Consider the following 14,585-nt stretch of genomic DNA (forward strand, 5'->3'; position numbering starts at 1 on the left):
CAACTCTTTTGACCTGAAATTTGATAGTTATCATAACACAGAAAAAAAGGGGATGGGAGATGAAATTGAAAAAAGTTCGCGGTCAATAATAAAAAAACCGGCAAAAAAGCCGGCTGAAGGAGATTACAGGTCTTACTGTTTGATATTTAAACTGCTGGTGACGGCGTGGTCCCAGCTGGGATAATAATACAGGGCGCTTTGCATCAATTCCGGGTCCATTTGTTTTACTTTTTTCTTGCTGAGGGAAACTCCCTGCTGTTTTAAATGTTTGATTCGCTTGGTCACTTCGTCGGGGCTCATCGGAATATCCATATTGCCTTCCGCCTGCTTGAACCGAAAAATCACCCGCACACTTGCAGGTTGACAGCAGGCAGAGGATGTCCACCTCCTTCTTAAGCAACGATCCTTTTTTCTGTTACCAATATGGTCAAAGAAATCAAAAAATAATCCTGCCAACCAAAAAAAGCACGATTCGTGTGAACCGTGCTTTTTATTTTCAAATCCAGCGGTTAATCGTTTTTTCGTAGGACAGGAGTTCTGCTTCGTCAAACCAAAGGGCGATTTCCCTTTCTGCACTCGCCTGGGAATCCGACCCATGGATAATATTCATGCCCACATTGACCCCGAAGTCGCCGCGAATCGTCCCAGGCAGTGCCTCAGACGGATTGGTTTTGCCCATCATTTGACGGGCGGTGGCGATCACATTCGGTCCTTGCCACACCATGGCAAAGACAGGACCCGAGGTAATAAAATCAACCAATTCTCCAAAAAACGGCTTTTCTTTGTGTTCAGCATAATGCTGTTCCGCCAATTCGCTTGATACGGACATCAACTTTGCTGCCACCAGCTGGAATCCTTTTTTTTCAAAACGGGCAACCACTTCCCCGATCAGCCCGCGTTGAACTCCATCCGGTTTAACCATGATAAACGTTTTTTCCATAAATGAATCCCCCATACTGCTATGTATCGATGCATGCACCTGAATCCAGGTAACCACACCAAATTGTAACAGAGATCGAAATGAAAACGCAACCAATTCCCTTATTTTTGTGAAAATATGTTGCAGGTGGTGTCTGATGCCCCTAAACCTCCCTGCTATTTCAAACGGATGGTCAGCGGGGCATCACCCCTCCCGGTTCTGCCAAAACTTTCACCCTCGGGCAGCACCCGAATATCACTTTTCAGTATGAGCGGCTGACGATAAATTCCCCGATCAGTCGCAATGATTCACGCTCATGCGATTCGGGCAAAAGCGACAGGCATTGCATCGCTTTCTTCATATACCGCCGGGACAAATCCAGCGTATACTCAATTCCGCCCAGCCGTTTGATCAGATCCAAAATCGCGGGCAAGTTGCCTTCTCCCCCGCCGGAACGGAGATAATCCGTGATTTTTTGCTTATCTGAAGTTCCTGCTTTGGCCAGCGCATAAATAACCGGGAGGGTCACATTGCCCTGGCGCAAATCGCTTCCGGCCGGTTTGCCCAGGACTTTTTCGTTTCCGACAAAATCGAGCACATCGTCGGTTAACTGAAACGCCATCCCCACGTAATAGCCATACGCCTGAAGGGAACGAATATAGCGCGGCTCCGCTCCGCTCACATACGCGCCCAAGTAACAGCTGGTGGCCATCAGGAGCGCCGTTTTTCTCTTGATCCGGCGCAGGTAACGCCTGAAAGAGAGCGACTCGCTGAACAAATCGGCCATTTGGTCAATCTCCCCCAGGCACATGCGGTTGATCGCCGTCGCCAAAATTGCCTGCACTTCATGCGGCCTGCACTCCGTAATTTTCTGCAAAGCGCGGGCGAAGATATAATCACCGGTATACATGGCGACGCGATTATCCCATTCCGCTTTGACCGTTCGTCTCCCCCTGCGGGTATCGGCATCATCGATCACATCATCATGTACCAGTGTGGCCATATGAATCAGTTCCAAGGCCACGGCCACTTTTGTCAATCTCTCAATGTCATATCGCCCGAAATGACCGGCCAGCAGAACAAAAACAGGGCGCATCCTCTTTCCGCCCGCTGTAAGCAAATGGCTTGACGAATCATATAACATTTGCTCGCTGGTCTGAATGGCCTCAGTCAGCGTTTTTTCGATCAGCTCTAAGTCATTCTTCAGATTGAGATAAATTTCTTGCAAGTTCATCCGTTTCACCCTGTTAACGCATGCTAAAGGACAATCACCATTCAAAAACTGACAAGACCAACCCCTGCATCCCTTAACATTACGGTAATCGCAATTGCTCAGCAACGTTCTTGAAATAACCGGCTCCAAACACCAGATGCCTTATCTGATTAACACATCGAGCATGGTAAAGACGAAAACAATCACGCTGAGAACCCCGTTCATCGTGAAAAAGGCAGTATTCAATCGGGACAAATCATCAGCGGAAACAATGGAATGCTCATAAAAGAGGATAATCAGGGCAATCACCACACCGATGCCATACCACAAGCCCAAATCACCCAGCAGCAAAAGGGCAATCAGTCCGGCAGCGGTACCGACATGCATCAATGCGGAAATAAAAAGCGACCGCTTGATTCCAAACCGGGCAGGAAGCGAGTAAAGCCGCTCCTGTCTGTCAAACTCCAAATCCTGGCAGGCATAGATCACATCAAAGCCACCGATCCATAATGCCACGGAGGCAAACAGAATGAGTGAGAGCATATCGATTTCTCCCGTGGTCGCCACCCATCCGCCGAGCGACCCCAACGCCGACGAAATTCCGCAGAAAAAATGGCATGTCCAGGTAAAACGCTTAGTGTAGGAGTAAAAAACCAGGAAAAAGACAGCAACCGGCAACAATTCCACCGCAAGCATATTCAACTGGAATGCAGCCAGAAACAAGAGTGCAAACGAAACGATGACAAACCCCCACACAAACGGAACCGAAACCAGTCCGGCCGGAATGGCCCGGTTTGCGGTGCGCGGATTTTTGGCATCAATATGGCGGTCGATCAAGCGGTTCAAAGCCATCGCCGCACTTCTTGCTCCTGCCATCGCCAATGTAACCCAGCCGATTTCCGCCCAGGTCGGAAGATGACCGCGCACTTCGAGACTGCCCAGAACCGCCCCCATGTAGGCAAACGGCAGTGCAAAAATGGTGTGTTCAAACTTAATCATTTCAAGTACGATCCTAATTTTTTTCAGCACCTTAACCACCTTGCTTTCCTTCTATTCCACCTCTGGTTTGCGCCCGATGTGAAGCGCCGCAATTCCGCCGGAGAGGGGATAGACCTGAACATCCTGCAATCCTACATCCTCAGCCATGATCCTGGCCAGCTCATGATATCCGGGAAATTGCATCAGCGATTCCGGCAGCCAGCGATACTGTTCATAGCTGCCCGCAAACCATTTTCCGAGCAGCGGCAAAATCCGCTCAAAATACAGGTAATATACGGCGCGAAAAGGAGGCCAGGACGGTTTGGAAAGCTCCAGGGAAACCACTTGCCCTCCCGGTTTTACCACCCGTTTCATCTCGTTCAATACCTGGACGATGTCGGGAACATTGCGAAGGGCAAACCCGATCGTGGCATGATCAAAGGTATGATCGGGAAAAGGAAGTTGCATCGCATCGCCCTGAATCAGTTCCACCTGTCCGTCCAATCCGGCCTTTTCCACTTTCCCTTTCCCGACCTTCAGCATGTTTGCGCTGAAGTCAAGGCCGACGATTCGTCCGGTTCCGGATGACTTCGCCAAGGAGATGGTCCAGTCGCAGGTGCCGCAACAAACATCCAATGCGGTATCCCCTGGCTTCACCGCCATTTTTTTCATCGCAAATCTTCGCCAAAGCTTATGCATGCGGAAGCTTAGCAATGTATTCATCCAGTCATAATTTTTGGCGATGCTTTCGAAAACCTCATGAACAAATTTCGTCTTTTCTTCCCCGCGAACATTCATGCTTGACCACTCTCTTTCAGACAGGCTCCCCTGTCGACGCTATCGTACACCTCTTTGGCCAGTTCTTCCAATTGGCCTTTGCTTTCCGAATCCGGCCAGCCGTTCAACAGGTTGGTCAAGGACGAACGGCTCTGTTCCAAGTAAAAAAGTTTTTCCGTTGAGCTGAGTCCGGGAAAGCGCAGGAGTTCTTCATACAGGAGCAGTTCTTCTGCAACCGGCCGCCATGAAAAGGCAAACCCTTTCCGAACATGAAAAAAATCGGCCAATGCCGCAATCAGTTCACTCGAAATCGATTTGATCCGCTTGACCATTTCCGCGGTAAGGGGAGCCCCTGCTTTTCGCATCTGATGCAATGACATTTTCCACTCATTGATGCGACAGATGGCCCCGGCCAAACAATGGATCACATCCGTTTCCTTCTCTTTGGCCAGCAAATAGTAAAACAAGCTGCTGTAATAATCCCCCGCCAATACCGTCACCTGCTGTTTTCGCTGTCCGGGCAGCGCTTCGGGAGCACTGGTCTCCACCGTTTCGTGCAAGTCGATTCCCATTTTAAGCAAAGTCGTCGCAATCGTGTACAGCGCAATTTTCTCTTTTTCCAGCTGGTACGCATGTAACATCAAATACAAAACGCGCACAAAAAAAACAGGGATATCTGGCCTCCCGATTTGTTGCCGAACATATGAATTTTCTGCATGTTTTTCAATTTGCTCTAATATTTCTCTCAGCTCTTTTTTATGTACGCATGCCATAAAAACGTTCCCCCATGAGGACTTAAGATCAAACACTGCGATTAGTATATCATACTTTTGGGGGAGATAGGCATTCTTCCGCTGTTTTCCATCACTCAGGGGATGTGATCACGTGAAACATCGATTTGAGATATTTCTCCGGCGGCTGTTTTTCAGCTCTTTTCTGTCCCGGATCTCTGTTAAATTCTTCCCTGGTGGCGGTTAGCAAAAAGTCCGCCCCGTCATTCCGATGCACGAACAAGCGGACTTGATCAATATTTTCTGTTTCTGTAAACGCCGCCTTCAGCAACGCCAAAATCTCCTGGTACATCAATGGTTCTTTCACTCTTTCCTGAGAAAGCTCCAAAAAGAGGAAATTCCTTTGCAAATCAACTTTCTTCACTGTTAATTGAAAATGCCTGTCCCTAATAAAATCAACCAGATTCTCGGCTCGCAGCTGCTTACTTGAGGATTTGAAAACAGGAATTTCCCTCTTTTTATTCTCTTTCTTCTGGTAGAAGAGCGGGAAAACGGACACGCTGGCGGCCAGAAAAGCGGCGGCAAAGACAGCCATCATCATCCGGATTGCGAACGTTTTCACGCATATCTCCCCTTACACCGATCTCTTGTCACCATTGTATCGGTGCGAGCCGGAAAACATGCACGACCGGCGGGGACATTTTTTCAGTTGTCTGTTTCCACTTGGCCAAAAGGAGTGATAATCACCGCTTTGCCCCGAATCTTGATGGCTGAGGTGTGCTCTGTAAACTGCGCGACCATGACCTCACCCTTGTCCAGTTTTTCGGAATGGTGGAAGCGCGTATCCTTCCCCCTGGTCAATCCGATTACATTGACGCCATTTTCCTTGGCTTTAATCACAATATAATCAGCATGAGATCCTTGCAAAGAAATCCCTCCCAAATTCAATTCAGACATAGTTTAACATAGAATAAATACACAGATGCATAGAAAAAGACCCTTCCATGAGGAAGAGTCTTTCCTTTGGTCGGGCTAGCCAGATTTGAACTGACGACCTCTTGCGCCCCATGCAAGCGCGCTACCAAGCTGCGCCATAGCCCGTCAAGTATCAACTTTTTGCCATCGCCTGATGACAATTATGAGTATATAACGGGTAAGGGAAAGTGTCAAGAGGTTTATTAAAAATTTTATTTTAATCCGATAAGGCTAAGCGCTTCCGCCCGAGCAGCCGCGTCTTCGGCAAATACACCTCTGACAGCGGAGGTGATTGTTTTGGAGCCCGGTTTTTTCACCCCGCGCATCGTCATGCACATATGTTCAGCTTCCACCACGACAATTACACCATGCGGATCCAACTTCTCCACGATGCAGTCAGCCACAGTCGAGGTGATGCGTTCTTGAAGTTGCGGACGCCTGGTGACGGTTTCAACGGCACGGGCCAGTTTGCTCAATCCGGTTACACGGCCTCCACGGGGAATGTATCCAACATGCGCCTTGCCAAAGAAAGGAACCAAATGGTGTTCGCAGGTGGAGAAGAACGGGATATCCTTCACCAGGACAAGCTCTTCATGATCTTCACTGAAAATGACAGAAAAATGTTTCTTCGGGTCCTCTTTCAGTCCGGAAAAAATTTCTTCATACATACGGGCTACACGTGCCGGTGTATCGATTAGACCTTCGCGGTTCGGATCTTCGCCAATCGCTTCCAAAATCATGCGCACTGCTTCTTCAATTTTTCGATGATCAACCATCATTGTTCCTCCATCCTCATCTGCAGTAAAGCAAGAAATCAATTTTTATCTCGAATCATTATACCACAAATAATCACGGCTCAATCGCAAAAACGAAAAAGACCCCTTCGTAAAGAGGCCTTTTTCTGCAGGTATTTATGTAGTCCCGAGATCCATTCAATCCTGCTTACTTGTTTACTTCTTCTTTAAGTTGTTTACCGGCTTTGAAAGAAGGTACTTTGGATGCAGGAATCGTGATTTCTTCACCCGTTTGCGGATTGCGGCCTTTACGCTCGGCACGCTCTTTCACTTCAAAATTGCCAAAGCCGATGAGTTGGACTTTGTCACCCTCACGAAGAGCTGCGGTAATCGCATCTAAAACTGCTTCAACGGATTTTGCAGCGTCTTTTTTGGTCATTTGAGTAGCTTCCGCTACTTTATTGATCAGTTCCGTTTTGTTCATCATCACACCTCCGTAAACAAATCCACGGCTCTTTCCCTATTATAAAAGGGGAGAAAGCAGGTTTCAATGCGTGGGACACTCCTATACTAATATAGACTTATGGGAAGTTCAAGTGAATCTTTGCGATTTTCCGCATTTCAAATAAAAAAAGCGCCGGGGACGCGCTTTTGCAAATCTTTACAATATAATCGCGATTAATCCTCCAGACCCCTCATTGATGATTCTCTCCAATGTTTCTTGCAGCTTATATCGCGCATTTTCCGGCATCATCGACAATTTGGCCTGAATTCCCTCACGCACGATTTGATTCAACGAACGGCCAAAAATATCGGATTCCCAAATTTTCAGCGGATTCACTTCAAAGTCACGCATCAGATAATTAACGAGTTCTTCGCTCTGTTTTTCAGAACCGATGATCGGTGCAAATTCGGAGGTCACATTTACTTTGATCATGTGAATGGAAGGGGCCGTCGCCTTCAAACGCACACCAAACCGGCTTCCCTGTTTGATCAATTCCGGTTCGTCCAACGACATTTCCTCCAATGCCGGAGCAGCAACACCGTAGCCGGTCGTACGCACCATTTTCAGCGCTTCGGACACTTTGTCATATTCCCGCTTCGCAATGCTGAACTCCTGCATCAACTCGAGCAAGTGATCTTTTCCCCGAATTTCGACCCCGACGACTTCTGTCAGCACCTGATCATACAGTTCATCCGGCGCATACAGGTCGATCTCCGCAATTCCCTGCCCCATATCCATCCCGGCCAAAGCTGCTTTTTCAATAAAATCATATTGATAAAATTGCCCGACAACCCGGTCAACATCGCGCAATCGCTTGATGTCTTTCACCGTTTCCCGGACGGAATTTTCAAATTCCTGACGCAGCCAGTGATCTTCGTTCAGCACCATTACCCAGCTCGGCAGATTCACATTCACCTCGTGAACCGGGAATTCATACAGGACTTCTTTCATAATGCCCAGGATTTCTTCTTCGGTCATGCTGGCGACGCTGACCGGAAGAACCGGGATATCGTATTTCTCGATCAGCTCACTTTGCAATTCCCGTACGGAATCACTGTAGGGCTGGGTAGTATTGAGCAGCAGAATAAACGGTTTTCCCACTTCTTTCAGCTCATTGACAACCCGCTCTTCAATCTCCTCATAAGATGCCCGCGGGATGTCGGTAATGCTTCCATCAGTGGTGATCACAATTCCGACGGTGGAATGCTCCTGAATCACTTTTCTCGTTCCCACTTCAGCCGCTTCCTGAAACGGGATCGGTTCTTCAAACCAGGGTGTGGTGATCATGCGCGGGCCGTTTTCATCTTCATATCCCTTTGCCCCCTCAATCGCGTAACCGACACAATCAACGAGGCGGATATTTACCTCCAGCCCTTCGTCCACATGGATTTTCACTGCCTGGTTGGGGACGAATTTCGGTTCGATGGTGGTAATCGTCTTCCCAGCACCACTGTGCGGAAGTTCATCGACAGCCCGGGTCCGATCCGCTTCATTTTCGATATTGGGTATCACAACCTGTTCCATGAAGCGCTTGATAAATGTTGATTTACCGGTGCGCACCGCACCGACCACACCCAGATAGATGTCTCCTCCTGTTCGCTCTGCAATATCTCGCAAGATATCTACTTTCTCCACGAAATTCCCTCCTTCAAGATCTCCCTCAGCTGGATCTGTCGCCGGTGCGAAGGCTACCCCTCCCTCCCGGACCTTACCTTGGACACTACTAATATATGAATGCACCTTCCCAATATGAGTCTTTATGAAAAAAAAACAGGGTGAAAACCACCCTACACAGTCTCTTTTTCGTTAGTTGTCACGTTTTTCATGCGGGAGGGCACCTTTTTCGCACGAAACCCGGCGATTTTCACAGTGGCAGACAATCTGCCCAGCAAAAAAATCCCGGGGATTACCACGAGATGAAACCAAATACTTTGCAGCATCGATTTCACCCCTTTTCCAGTTCGGGAGAGAGCAAACCGGGCTTCTTCTCCACGTGACCTGGATCATGAAGCCCGTTCCCGTCTCTTCATTTTATGTAAGTACTTTTCCTTGTATGCTAGGAGGATTGCCGAACAAATACCGGTTCATTATTTCTCATCTTCATCACTGGTGAAAAAGCAGGAACATAGAATGAATCCTCCGCGATCCACAGGCGCAGATCCTGGTTTGCATCCGGTTTATTTTTCGACATTTGCCATTTTTGCATCACATCTGTCCGGTAATCGACATAAACTTTGCCCTGATCATCCATGATGAGCGGCAGTGTCGTGCTGGAATAGGGACTGGGAACCATCACCGGGCTGATGCCCAACTTTTCATAATCAATCGTAAAAAAGTGAGGAGAAATCTTTTGTCCCAGCGGCCACTTTTTGTACTTGGAATGATAGCCGGTCACATAGGGCTGAACTTTTTCCACTTCATCATTGACGCGCAGATCAAACAGCCGAACCGTCGGTTTCTTTTCCACATCGATCAGTACATAGATAAAAGGTCCTCCCTCTTCAAATGCCGACGGGGGGATCGCCGCCAAATACCCGCCCTGCAACTCCTGAAAATTCACTTTATATTTTGTTGTCAGTTTGTATTCATCCTCTGTATAACGATAAGGCAACCAGCGATGCTCCCGTTGATACGCCAATACTGCCGACTGGACAGTGGCAATCTGCTCCCCCAGTTTATCGAGCTGCTGTTGGCGCTCTTGCGGATACATACACCCGGAAAGCAAAAAAGTCATCATCAGCAGACTGATCCATTTTAGCCTGCGCAACAAAACGTCCACATCCATCTCCTCCTGCTTCTTGGATCACAAAAACATGCGAAGAACAAACAAGAGAGATACAAACAGCAATACAAAGGACACGGAATTCAAACTGACCCTGAGCCATTTTTTTGACGATGTCCTGGCGATGGCAATCAACAGATTGATCAGGACGAGCAGAAACAAAATGATCATCAGATCCAACGGGCATCCCTCCTTCTCATCTCCATCAGTATAGCAAATCCACAATCGCCTACCCAAGAGCCGGGACACCTGACTCAGTTCGGGGGCGTTATTCATGCATAGGATAAATGGACTAATGCCTGAATGGAGGAAGCCAAGTGAGCACGAAAATACCAAAAACCGCTTCCCGGAAAAAACCGAGCAGCATAAAGAAAGGAACCGGCTCAAAATTACCGGCGAAATCCCCGGGCACTCCGGGCAAAACAAAATCCTCTGCCACAACATCACCCTCTCTTTTATCCCAGCTTTCGTCCATCAACATCGCCAAAATATTGAACGGGTTTATGACCTTTCGCTCCACCATCAAGGAGTTGAATACATCGTTACAAAAGATGGAGAATATGATGGATTCAGCTTATCAGATCTTAGCGATGACTTCCCGGATGATGGCCCCCGGAAGAAGGGGAGGAGGCCGCCTCCCCCTGTTGCCGCCCTTCGGCAGGAATCCGGGCGCACCGACCGGCCGGCGGGGAATGTTACCACCGTTTAGAAGAAATCCCGATCCCCCTCCTGGGTGGCAGACAAATCAAAGCAGTCCTTTCCCGGCCGACCCTGATGAAAACATTCCCGTCATCCAGCCGCCATTTGATGAGAACCGGCGGTCACAGGAAGCGCCGGGAATCCCGTTTGCCCCTTTATTGCAAAACATGAGTATCGGGCAGATCATGAATATCATTCGTTCGCCCCTTTTCCAAAAAATGATGTCCAACTTGTTTCGGTCAAAAAAATAAAGGTAATGCCTCGTTTTGGGCATTACCTTTATTTTTGGCAAATGGGAACCGCCGGAACGTTTGCTCAGGGACGTCCTGGCTGCTCCCGAAAATCCGTTAAGAAACCCCCGCCCTTTCAGGCGGAGGAAAGGCTGGGTCATTATCCTTTACTTAAGCCACAACTGATTCCCCTGTCCTTGTTTTCAGTGCTCAAGTTTATGGATAATGATTGAAGCTATTATAGAGTATGAAGCTGACAAACGGCTTGCAACAGGCAAAAAAGCCCAAACGCTACCAACCTTGCACGATCTCTTCCAACTCTTTTGTCCGTCCCCGCCCCATCAGCTCTTTCACCGCCAATGCCGGTTCCTTTCCGGCAAACAGAACCTCATATAACTGTGCCGCGATCGGCATCTCCACATCATAGCGCCGGGCCAGAGCATGAGCAGCCTTGGTGGTTTTGATGCCCTCAACGACCATCCCCATCTCGGCCAAAACTTCCGGCAATTTTTTTCCCTGGCTGATTTTATGGCCGGCCCGCCAGTTACGGCTGTGCCTGCTTGTACAAGTCACAACCAAATCGCCGACGCCTGCCAATCCGACAAACGTGATCGGCTTCGCTCCCATCGCGGACCCCAGGCGGGCGATTTCCGCCAATCCCCGGGTCATCAGCGCTGCTTTGGCATTATCCCCAAAACCCAAACCATCCACCAGACCCGAAGCCAGAGCAATAATATTTTTGAGCGCCCCGCCAACCTCAACCCCGATCACATCGGGATTGGTGTAGACGCGAAAATACCGGTTCATAAACATCATCTGCACTTGCTCCGCCGTTTCTTGGCCGGGAGAGGCGACCACAACGGTCGTCGGGCACTTTTTGATCACTTCCTCCGCATGACTGGGCCCGGACAAAACCGTGATCCGCTCCGCAAATGATTCCCCCAGCTCTTCCAGCAAAACCTCCGACATCCGTTTCCAAGTATCGATCTCAAATCCTTTGACGGCATGAACAACCAAGGCGCCGGGAGCGATCAATCCGCCAACCTCGCGGGCAATCTCCCTCATGGAATGGGAAGGAACAACAAAAACGACCACTTCTTTGCCGGAAAGCGCTTCTGCGAGCGAAGAAGTAGCCGTAAGCTCAGCAGGCAGCTTGATTCCGGGCAGATATTTTTCATTGGTATGCTTCAGGGTGATCTCCGCCGCCAGCTCTTCCCGCCGGGCCCACAGCTCCACCTGATGGCCGTTATCCGCCAACACTTTTGCCAAAACGGTTCCCCAACTGCCAGCTCCAAGTACCGCGATTTTCCGTTTCATTTGTTTCTCCCTCATTTTAAATCTTCCGTTCCTGCCCTTTGATCAAGTTGACAATATTTTGCCGGTGCCGCCAGACGGCCATGGCGGTAATCAGCAACGTGAGCAGCGTCAATGAATAAGGAAAGTGAAGCACAAGCATCACAAGCGGGATCATCACGGTAAAAATGAGCGATCCCAAAGATACATAACGGGTAATGACAATGAACAAAATGGCGAGAACACCTGCGATCAAAGCAGCATAGAAAACGAGCAATACGGTGACCCCCACCGTAGTGGCAATCCCTTTCCCGCCGCGAAACCGCAAGAACACGGGCCAGTTGTGTCCGATAATCGCGGCGATCCCGCATACCATCATCAAGATCTGATTCTGGTGGTCAGCCAAATAGCCCGTCCCAACCGCAGCCATTCCTTTTAAGGCATCGAGCAGAAACACCGCTGCTGCGGGCCCTTTCCCCAAAACCCTGAGCGTGTTGGTCGCCCCGGCGTTTCCGCTGCCGTACTCGCGAATATCGACTCCCTTCAACAATTTCGTCAGAATAAAGCTAAAGCTGATTGAACCGAGTAAGTAAGAGATAAGAACGGGAATCAACCATGACAATGAAAACACGAAAAACCTCTCCCCATTTCATTTTGCTTTCTGCTTACGATTTGTTTTTCTTTCTCATGATGATTCGAAGCGGTGTTCCCTGAAACGGAAATGCCTGGCGCAATTGGTTTTCCAAAAAACGCAAATAACTGAAATGCGACAGCTCCGGATCATTGACGAACAACACAAACGCCGGGGGTTTTACCGCCACTTGCGTCACATATTGCACACGAAAACGGCGCCCTTTTTCCGAAGGGGGCGGCGTGGTGACCATCGCATCCTGAATAACCTGATTCAAAACCGATGTCGGCACACGCATCGCATGCTGTTCCGCCACTTCGGAAACCATCGGCAAAATCTGATGTACCCGTTTTTTGGTCTTGGCGGAAACAAAGAGAATCGGGGCATAGTGCATAAACTGAAATTCATCGCGAATCTTGCGCTTAAAGCGATCCATTGTTTTTTCGTCCTTTTCCACCGCGTCCCATTTGTTTATCACAAAAACCGACGCTTTTCCAGCTTCATGCGCATAGCCGGCGATCCGTTTATCCTGTTCGGCAATCCCCCGCTCCCCGTCGATGACAATCAGGCAAACATCTGAGCGCTCAATCGCTTTCATCGCTCTTAAGACACTGTATTTTTCGACCGATTCATACACCTTTCCGCGTTTGCGGATGCCCGCCGTGTCAATCAAAACATAGGATTGGCCCTCAAATTCAAACGGTGTGTCCACCGCATCGCGCGTGGTGCCGGCAACCGGGCTGACGATCACCCGTTCTTCCCCGAGCAGGGCGTTGACCAAAGAAGATTTCCCGGCATTGGGCCGCCCGATCAGACAGACACGGATGGTATCCTCATCATACTCTATTTCACTTGGTTCCGGAAAATGCCGGACGACTTCATCCAACAGATCCCCTGTCCCCGTCCCGTGAATGGACGATACGGCAATCACATGCTCAAAGCCCAATTGGTAAAATTCATATACATTGTCGGCGTATTTGATGTCATCGATCTTGTTGGCCATCACGATTACCGGTTTGTTGGTGCGATGCAACATGCGGGCGACTTCTTCATCCGTCCCTGTAATCCCCTGCCGGCCGTCGACGACAAACACAATCACATCGGCTTCTTCAATTGCCAATTCCGCCTGGTTGCGAATGTGATCCATCATTTCATCCTGTTCGCCGAATTCCAATCCACCGGTATCAATCAGGTGAAACTCCCGGCCGTTCCATTCGCTCCGCGAATAAATGCGATCTCTGGTGATCCCCGGCTGATCCTCTACAATCGCGATCCGTTCACCTGCCAATCGATTGAAGATGGTTGATTTCCCCACATTGGGTCTTCCGACAATCGCTACAACTGGTAGACTCATACATAATCCTCGCTTTTTAACCAATATTTCAAGTAATAGAGTAAAGTCATACCTAATCTTATCCATAAATGTTCGCTGAGGCAACCGTCAACGCTTTCTGATCCCCGGAAAACCTCCTTCCCTGATCCACCGCACAAGGGAAGGAATTGGCTCGAGCAGCAGAACAAAGATCGTCAAAGCCAACCAAAACGCGCCCAAAAAAGCCTCTTCCCCGATGACAACGGGACTTAACGCTTCCCTGTGAAAATAGAGCACAATCAAATGCAAGGAAAGGAAGGTGAACGCCAGATAAAACATTTTCTCTCCCAGAACATTGGAAACGGCTAAGGCCCCCAATGGAATCACCGTTGATGTGACAGTGCGAAAGAGAGAATCAGACCAATCCCCGCTCATTCTGAACATTTCATGCCAAATAAACAGAATCGAGCTCGTGCAGATGGAGAAACTGACCAAGCTCAGTAGACGATTCGGGGAAATTTGTTTTAACAATATAAAAAAGAGAAGAAATAAAGAAAAGATTCCCGGATGAATAAAAAGGGCCGGATCCATGCTCAGGGGAAGTCGGATGGCAAACCAGAAAGAAAGCGCCAAAAAAATGAAAAGATCGCGCTTGCCGAGGGATAATTCCTGTTCCAAACCCGGCAACCAACCTGTACAAACGAGAATCGACAAGACGGCCAGGCATAAAAGTGCCAATATCCCGGCTTCCACTTTCTTCCCCCTTTCTGTCCGAATGATTTTTTATAGTTTCCCCTTGCCTTCAG

General features: G+C 48.8%; 19 protein-coding genes and 1 tRNA gene. 1 reads left to right on the forward strand and 19 read right to left on the reverse strand.

The genetic code is table 11. The annotated features are described in order from the left end of the window. Nucleotides 1-132 precede the first annotated feature (132 nt). From I8U19_RS00725 to I8U19_RS00795, 15 genes are all read right to left on the reverse strand, one after another. Nucleotides 133-312: a hypothetical protein gene (locus tag I8U19_RS00725; RefSeq protein WP_033101486.1), complete on the reverse strand. Its 180-nt coding sequence runs from the start codon at nucleotides 310-312 to the stop codon at nucleotides 133-135. A gap of 184 nt (nucleotides 313-496) precedes the next feature. After that, on the reverse strand, nucleotides 497-940 hold the full coding sequence (ndk, locus tag I8U19_RS00730; RefSeq protein ID WP_198054937.1) for a nucleoside-diphosphate kinase: 444 nt from the start codon (nucleotides 938-940) through the stop codon (nucleotides 497-499). Nucleotides 941-1,181: 241 nt separating this feature from the next. Beyond that, on the reverse strand, nucleotides 1,182-2,153 hold the full coding sequence (locus I8U19_RS00735; protein ID WP_198054938.1) for a polyprenyl synthetase family protein: 972 nt from the start codon (nucleotides 2,151-2,153) through the stop codon (nucleotides 1,182-1,184). Nucleotides 2,154-2,294: 141 nt separating this feature from the next. Beyond that, on the reverse strand, nucleotides 2,295-3,161 hold the full coding sequence (locus I8U19_RS00740; RefSeq protein ID WP_198054939.1) for a UbiA-like polyprenyltransferase: 867 nt from the start codon (nucleotides 3,159-3,161) through the stop codon (nucleotides 2,295-2,297). Between the two features lie 21 nt (nucleotides 3,162-3,182). Next, a complete protein-coding gene (locus I8U19_RS00745) occupies nucleotides 3,183-3,908 on the reverse strand; it encodes a demethylmenaquinone methyltransferase (RefSeq protein WP_033101431.1) in 726 nt (241 codons plus the stop codon). After that, on the reverse strand, nucleotides 3,905-4,660 hold the full coding sequence (locus I8U19_RS00750; protein WP_052154284.1) for a heptaprenyl diphosphate synthase component 1: 756 nt from the start codon (nucleotides 4,658-4,660) through the stop codon (nucleotides 3,905-3,907). The genes I8U19_RS00745 and I8U19_RS00750 overlap by 4 nt, the downstream gene beginning before the upstream one ends. A gap of 91 nt (nucleotides 4,661-4,751) precedes the next feature. Continuing rightward, entirely contained in the window at nucleotides 4,752-5,240 is a 489-nt protein-coding gene (locus I8U19_RS00755) for a hypothetical protein (RefSeq protein WP_033101432.1), read from the reverse strand. Nucleotides 5,241-5,323: 83 nt separating this feature from the next. Next, complete coding sequence (gene mtrB, locus I8U19_RS00760; protein WP_033101433.1) at nucleotides 5,324-5,545, reverse strand: trp RNA-binding attenuation protein MtrB; 222 nt, start codon at nucleotides 5,543-5,545, stop codon at nucleotides 5,324-5,326. 97 nt (nucleotides 5,546-5,642) lie between these two features. Beyond that, a tRNA-Pro gene (locus I8U19_RS00765) sits at nucleotides 5,643-5,719 on the reverse strand. An 86-nt stretch (nucleotides 5,720-5,805) separates the two neighbouring features. Then, a complete protein-coding gene (folE, locus tag I8U19_RS00770; RefSeq protein WP_033101434.1) occupies nucleotides 5,806-6,372 on the reverse strand; it encodes a GTP cyclohydrolase I FolE in 567 nt (188 codons plus the stop codon). A gap of 163 nt (nucleotides 6,373-6,535) precedes the next feature. Next, nucleotides 6,536-6,811 (reverse strand): HU family DNA-binding protein, encoded by a 276-nt coding sequence (locus tag I8U19_RS00775; protein WP_033101435.1) that lies wholly within the window; start codon nucleotides 6,809-6,811, stop codon nucleotides 6,536-6,538. Between the two features lie 177 nt (nucleotides 6,812-6,988). Next, the gene (spoIVA, locus tag I8U19_RS00780; protein ID WP_033101436.1) at nucleotides 6,989-8,467 is read right to left on the reverse strand and encodes a stage IV sporulation protein A; all 1,479 of its coding nucleotides are present in this window, start codon (nucleotides 8,465-8,467) and stop codon (nucleotides 6,989-6,991) included. 152 nt (nucleotides 8,468-8,619) lie between these two features. Continuing rightward, a complete protein-coding gene (locus I8U19_RS00785) occupies nucleotides 8,620-8,772 on the reverse strand; it encodes a hypothetical protein (protein ID WP_160173867.1) in 153 nt (50 codons plus the stop codon). A gap of 116 nt (nucleotides 8,773-8,888) precedes the next feature. After that, a complete protein-coding gene (locus I8U19_RS00790; protein WP_198054940.1) occupies nucleotides 8,889-9,617 on the reverse strand; it encodes a hypothetical protein in 729 nt (242 codons plus the stop codon). Between the two features lie 18 nt (nucleotides 9,618-9,635). Then, nucleotides 9,636-9,794, reverse strand: a complete 159-nt coding sequence (locus I8U19_RS00795) for a hypothetical protein (RefSeq protein ID WP_160173868.1) — start codon at nucleotides 9,792-9,794, stop codon at nucleotides 9,636-9,638. A gap of 137 nt (nucleotides 9,795-9,931) precedes the next feature. On the opposite strand from I8U19_RS00795, the gene I8U19_RS00800 reads away from it, so the two are divergent. After that, nucleotides 9,932-10,564 carry a hypothetical protein gene (locus I8U19_RS00800; RefSeq protein WP_198054941.1) on the forward strand — a complete coding sequence of 211 codons (633 nt, stop codon included), beginning with the start codon at nucleotides 9,932-9,934 and terminating at the stop codon, nucleotides 10,562-10,564. Nucleotides 10,565-10,834: 270 nt separating this feature from the next. Here the strand turns inward: I8U19_RS00800 and I8U19_RS00805 are convergent, their stop codons facing one another. The 4 genes from I8U19_RS00805 to I8U19_RS00820 form a co-directional block, all read right to left on the reverse strand. Then, the gene (locus I8U19_RS00805) at nucleotides 10,835-11,860 is read right to left on the reverse strand and encodes an NAD(P)H-dependent glycerol-3-phosphate dehydrogenase (RefSeq protein ID WP_033101488.1); all 1,026 of its coding nucleotides are present in this window, start codon (nucleotides 11,858-11,860) and stop codon (nucleotides 10,835-10,837) included. A gap of 16 nt (nucleotides 11,861-11,876) precedes the next feature. Next, nucleotides 11,877-12,467: a glycerol-3-phosphate 1-O-acyltransferase PlsY gene (gene plsY / locus I8U19_RS00810; RefSeq protein WP_081943908.1), complete on the reverse strand. Its 591-nt coding sequence runs from the start codon at nucleotides 12,465-12,467 to the stop codon at nucleotides 11,877-11,879. Nucleotides 12,468-12,501: 34 nt separating this feature from the next. Further along, nucleotides 12,502-13,821: a ribosome biogenesis GTPase Der gene (gene der / locus I8U19_RS00815; protein ID WP_198054942.1), complete on the reverse strand. Its 1,320-nt coding sequence runs from the start codon at nucleotides 13,819-13,821 to the stop codon at nucleotides 12,502-12,504. An 87-nt stretch (nucleotides 13,822-13,908) separates the two neighbouring features. After that, a complete protein-coding gene (locus tag I8U19_RS00820) occupies nucleotides 13,909-14,532 on the reverse strand; it encodes a hypothetical protein (RefSeq protein ID WP_198054943.1) in 624 nt (207 codons plus the stop codon). Between the last annotated feature and the right edge of the window lie 53 nt (nucleotides 14,533-14,585).

Origin of the sequence: Thermoactinomyces sp. CICC 10523, from assembly GCF_016055105.1 — a bacterium.
GTDB classification, from domain to species: Bacteria; Bacillota; Bacilli; order Thermoactinomycetales; family Thermoactinomycetaceae; genus Thermoactinomyces_A; species Thermoactinomyces_A daqus.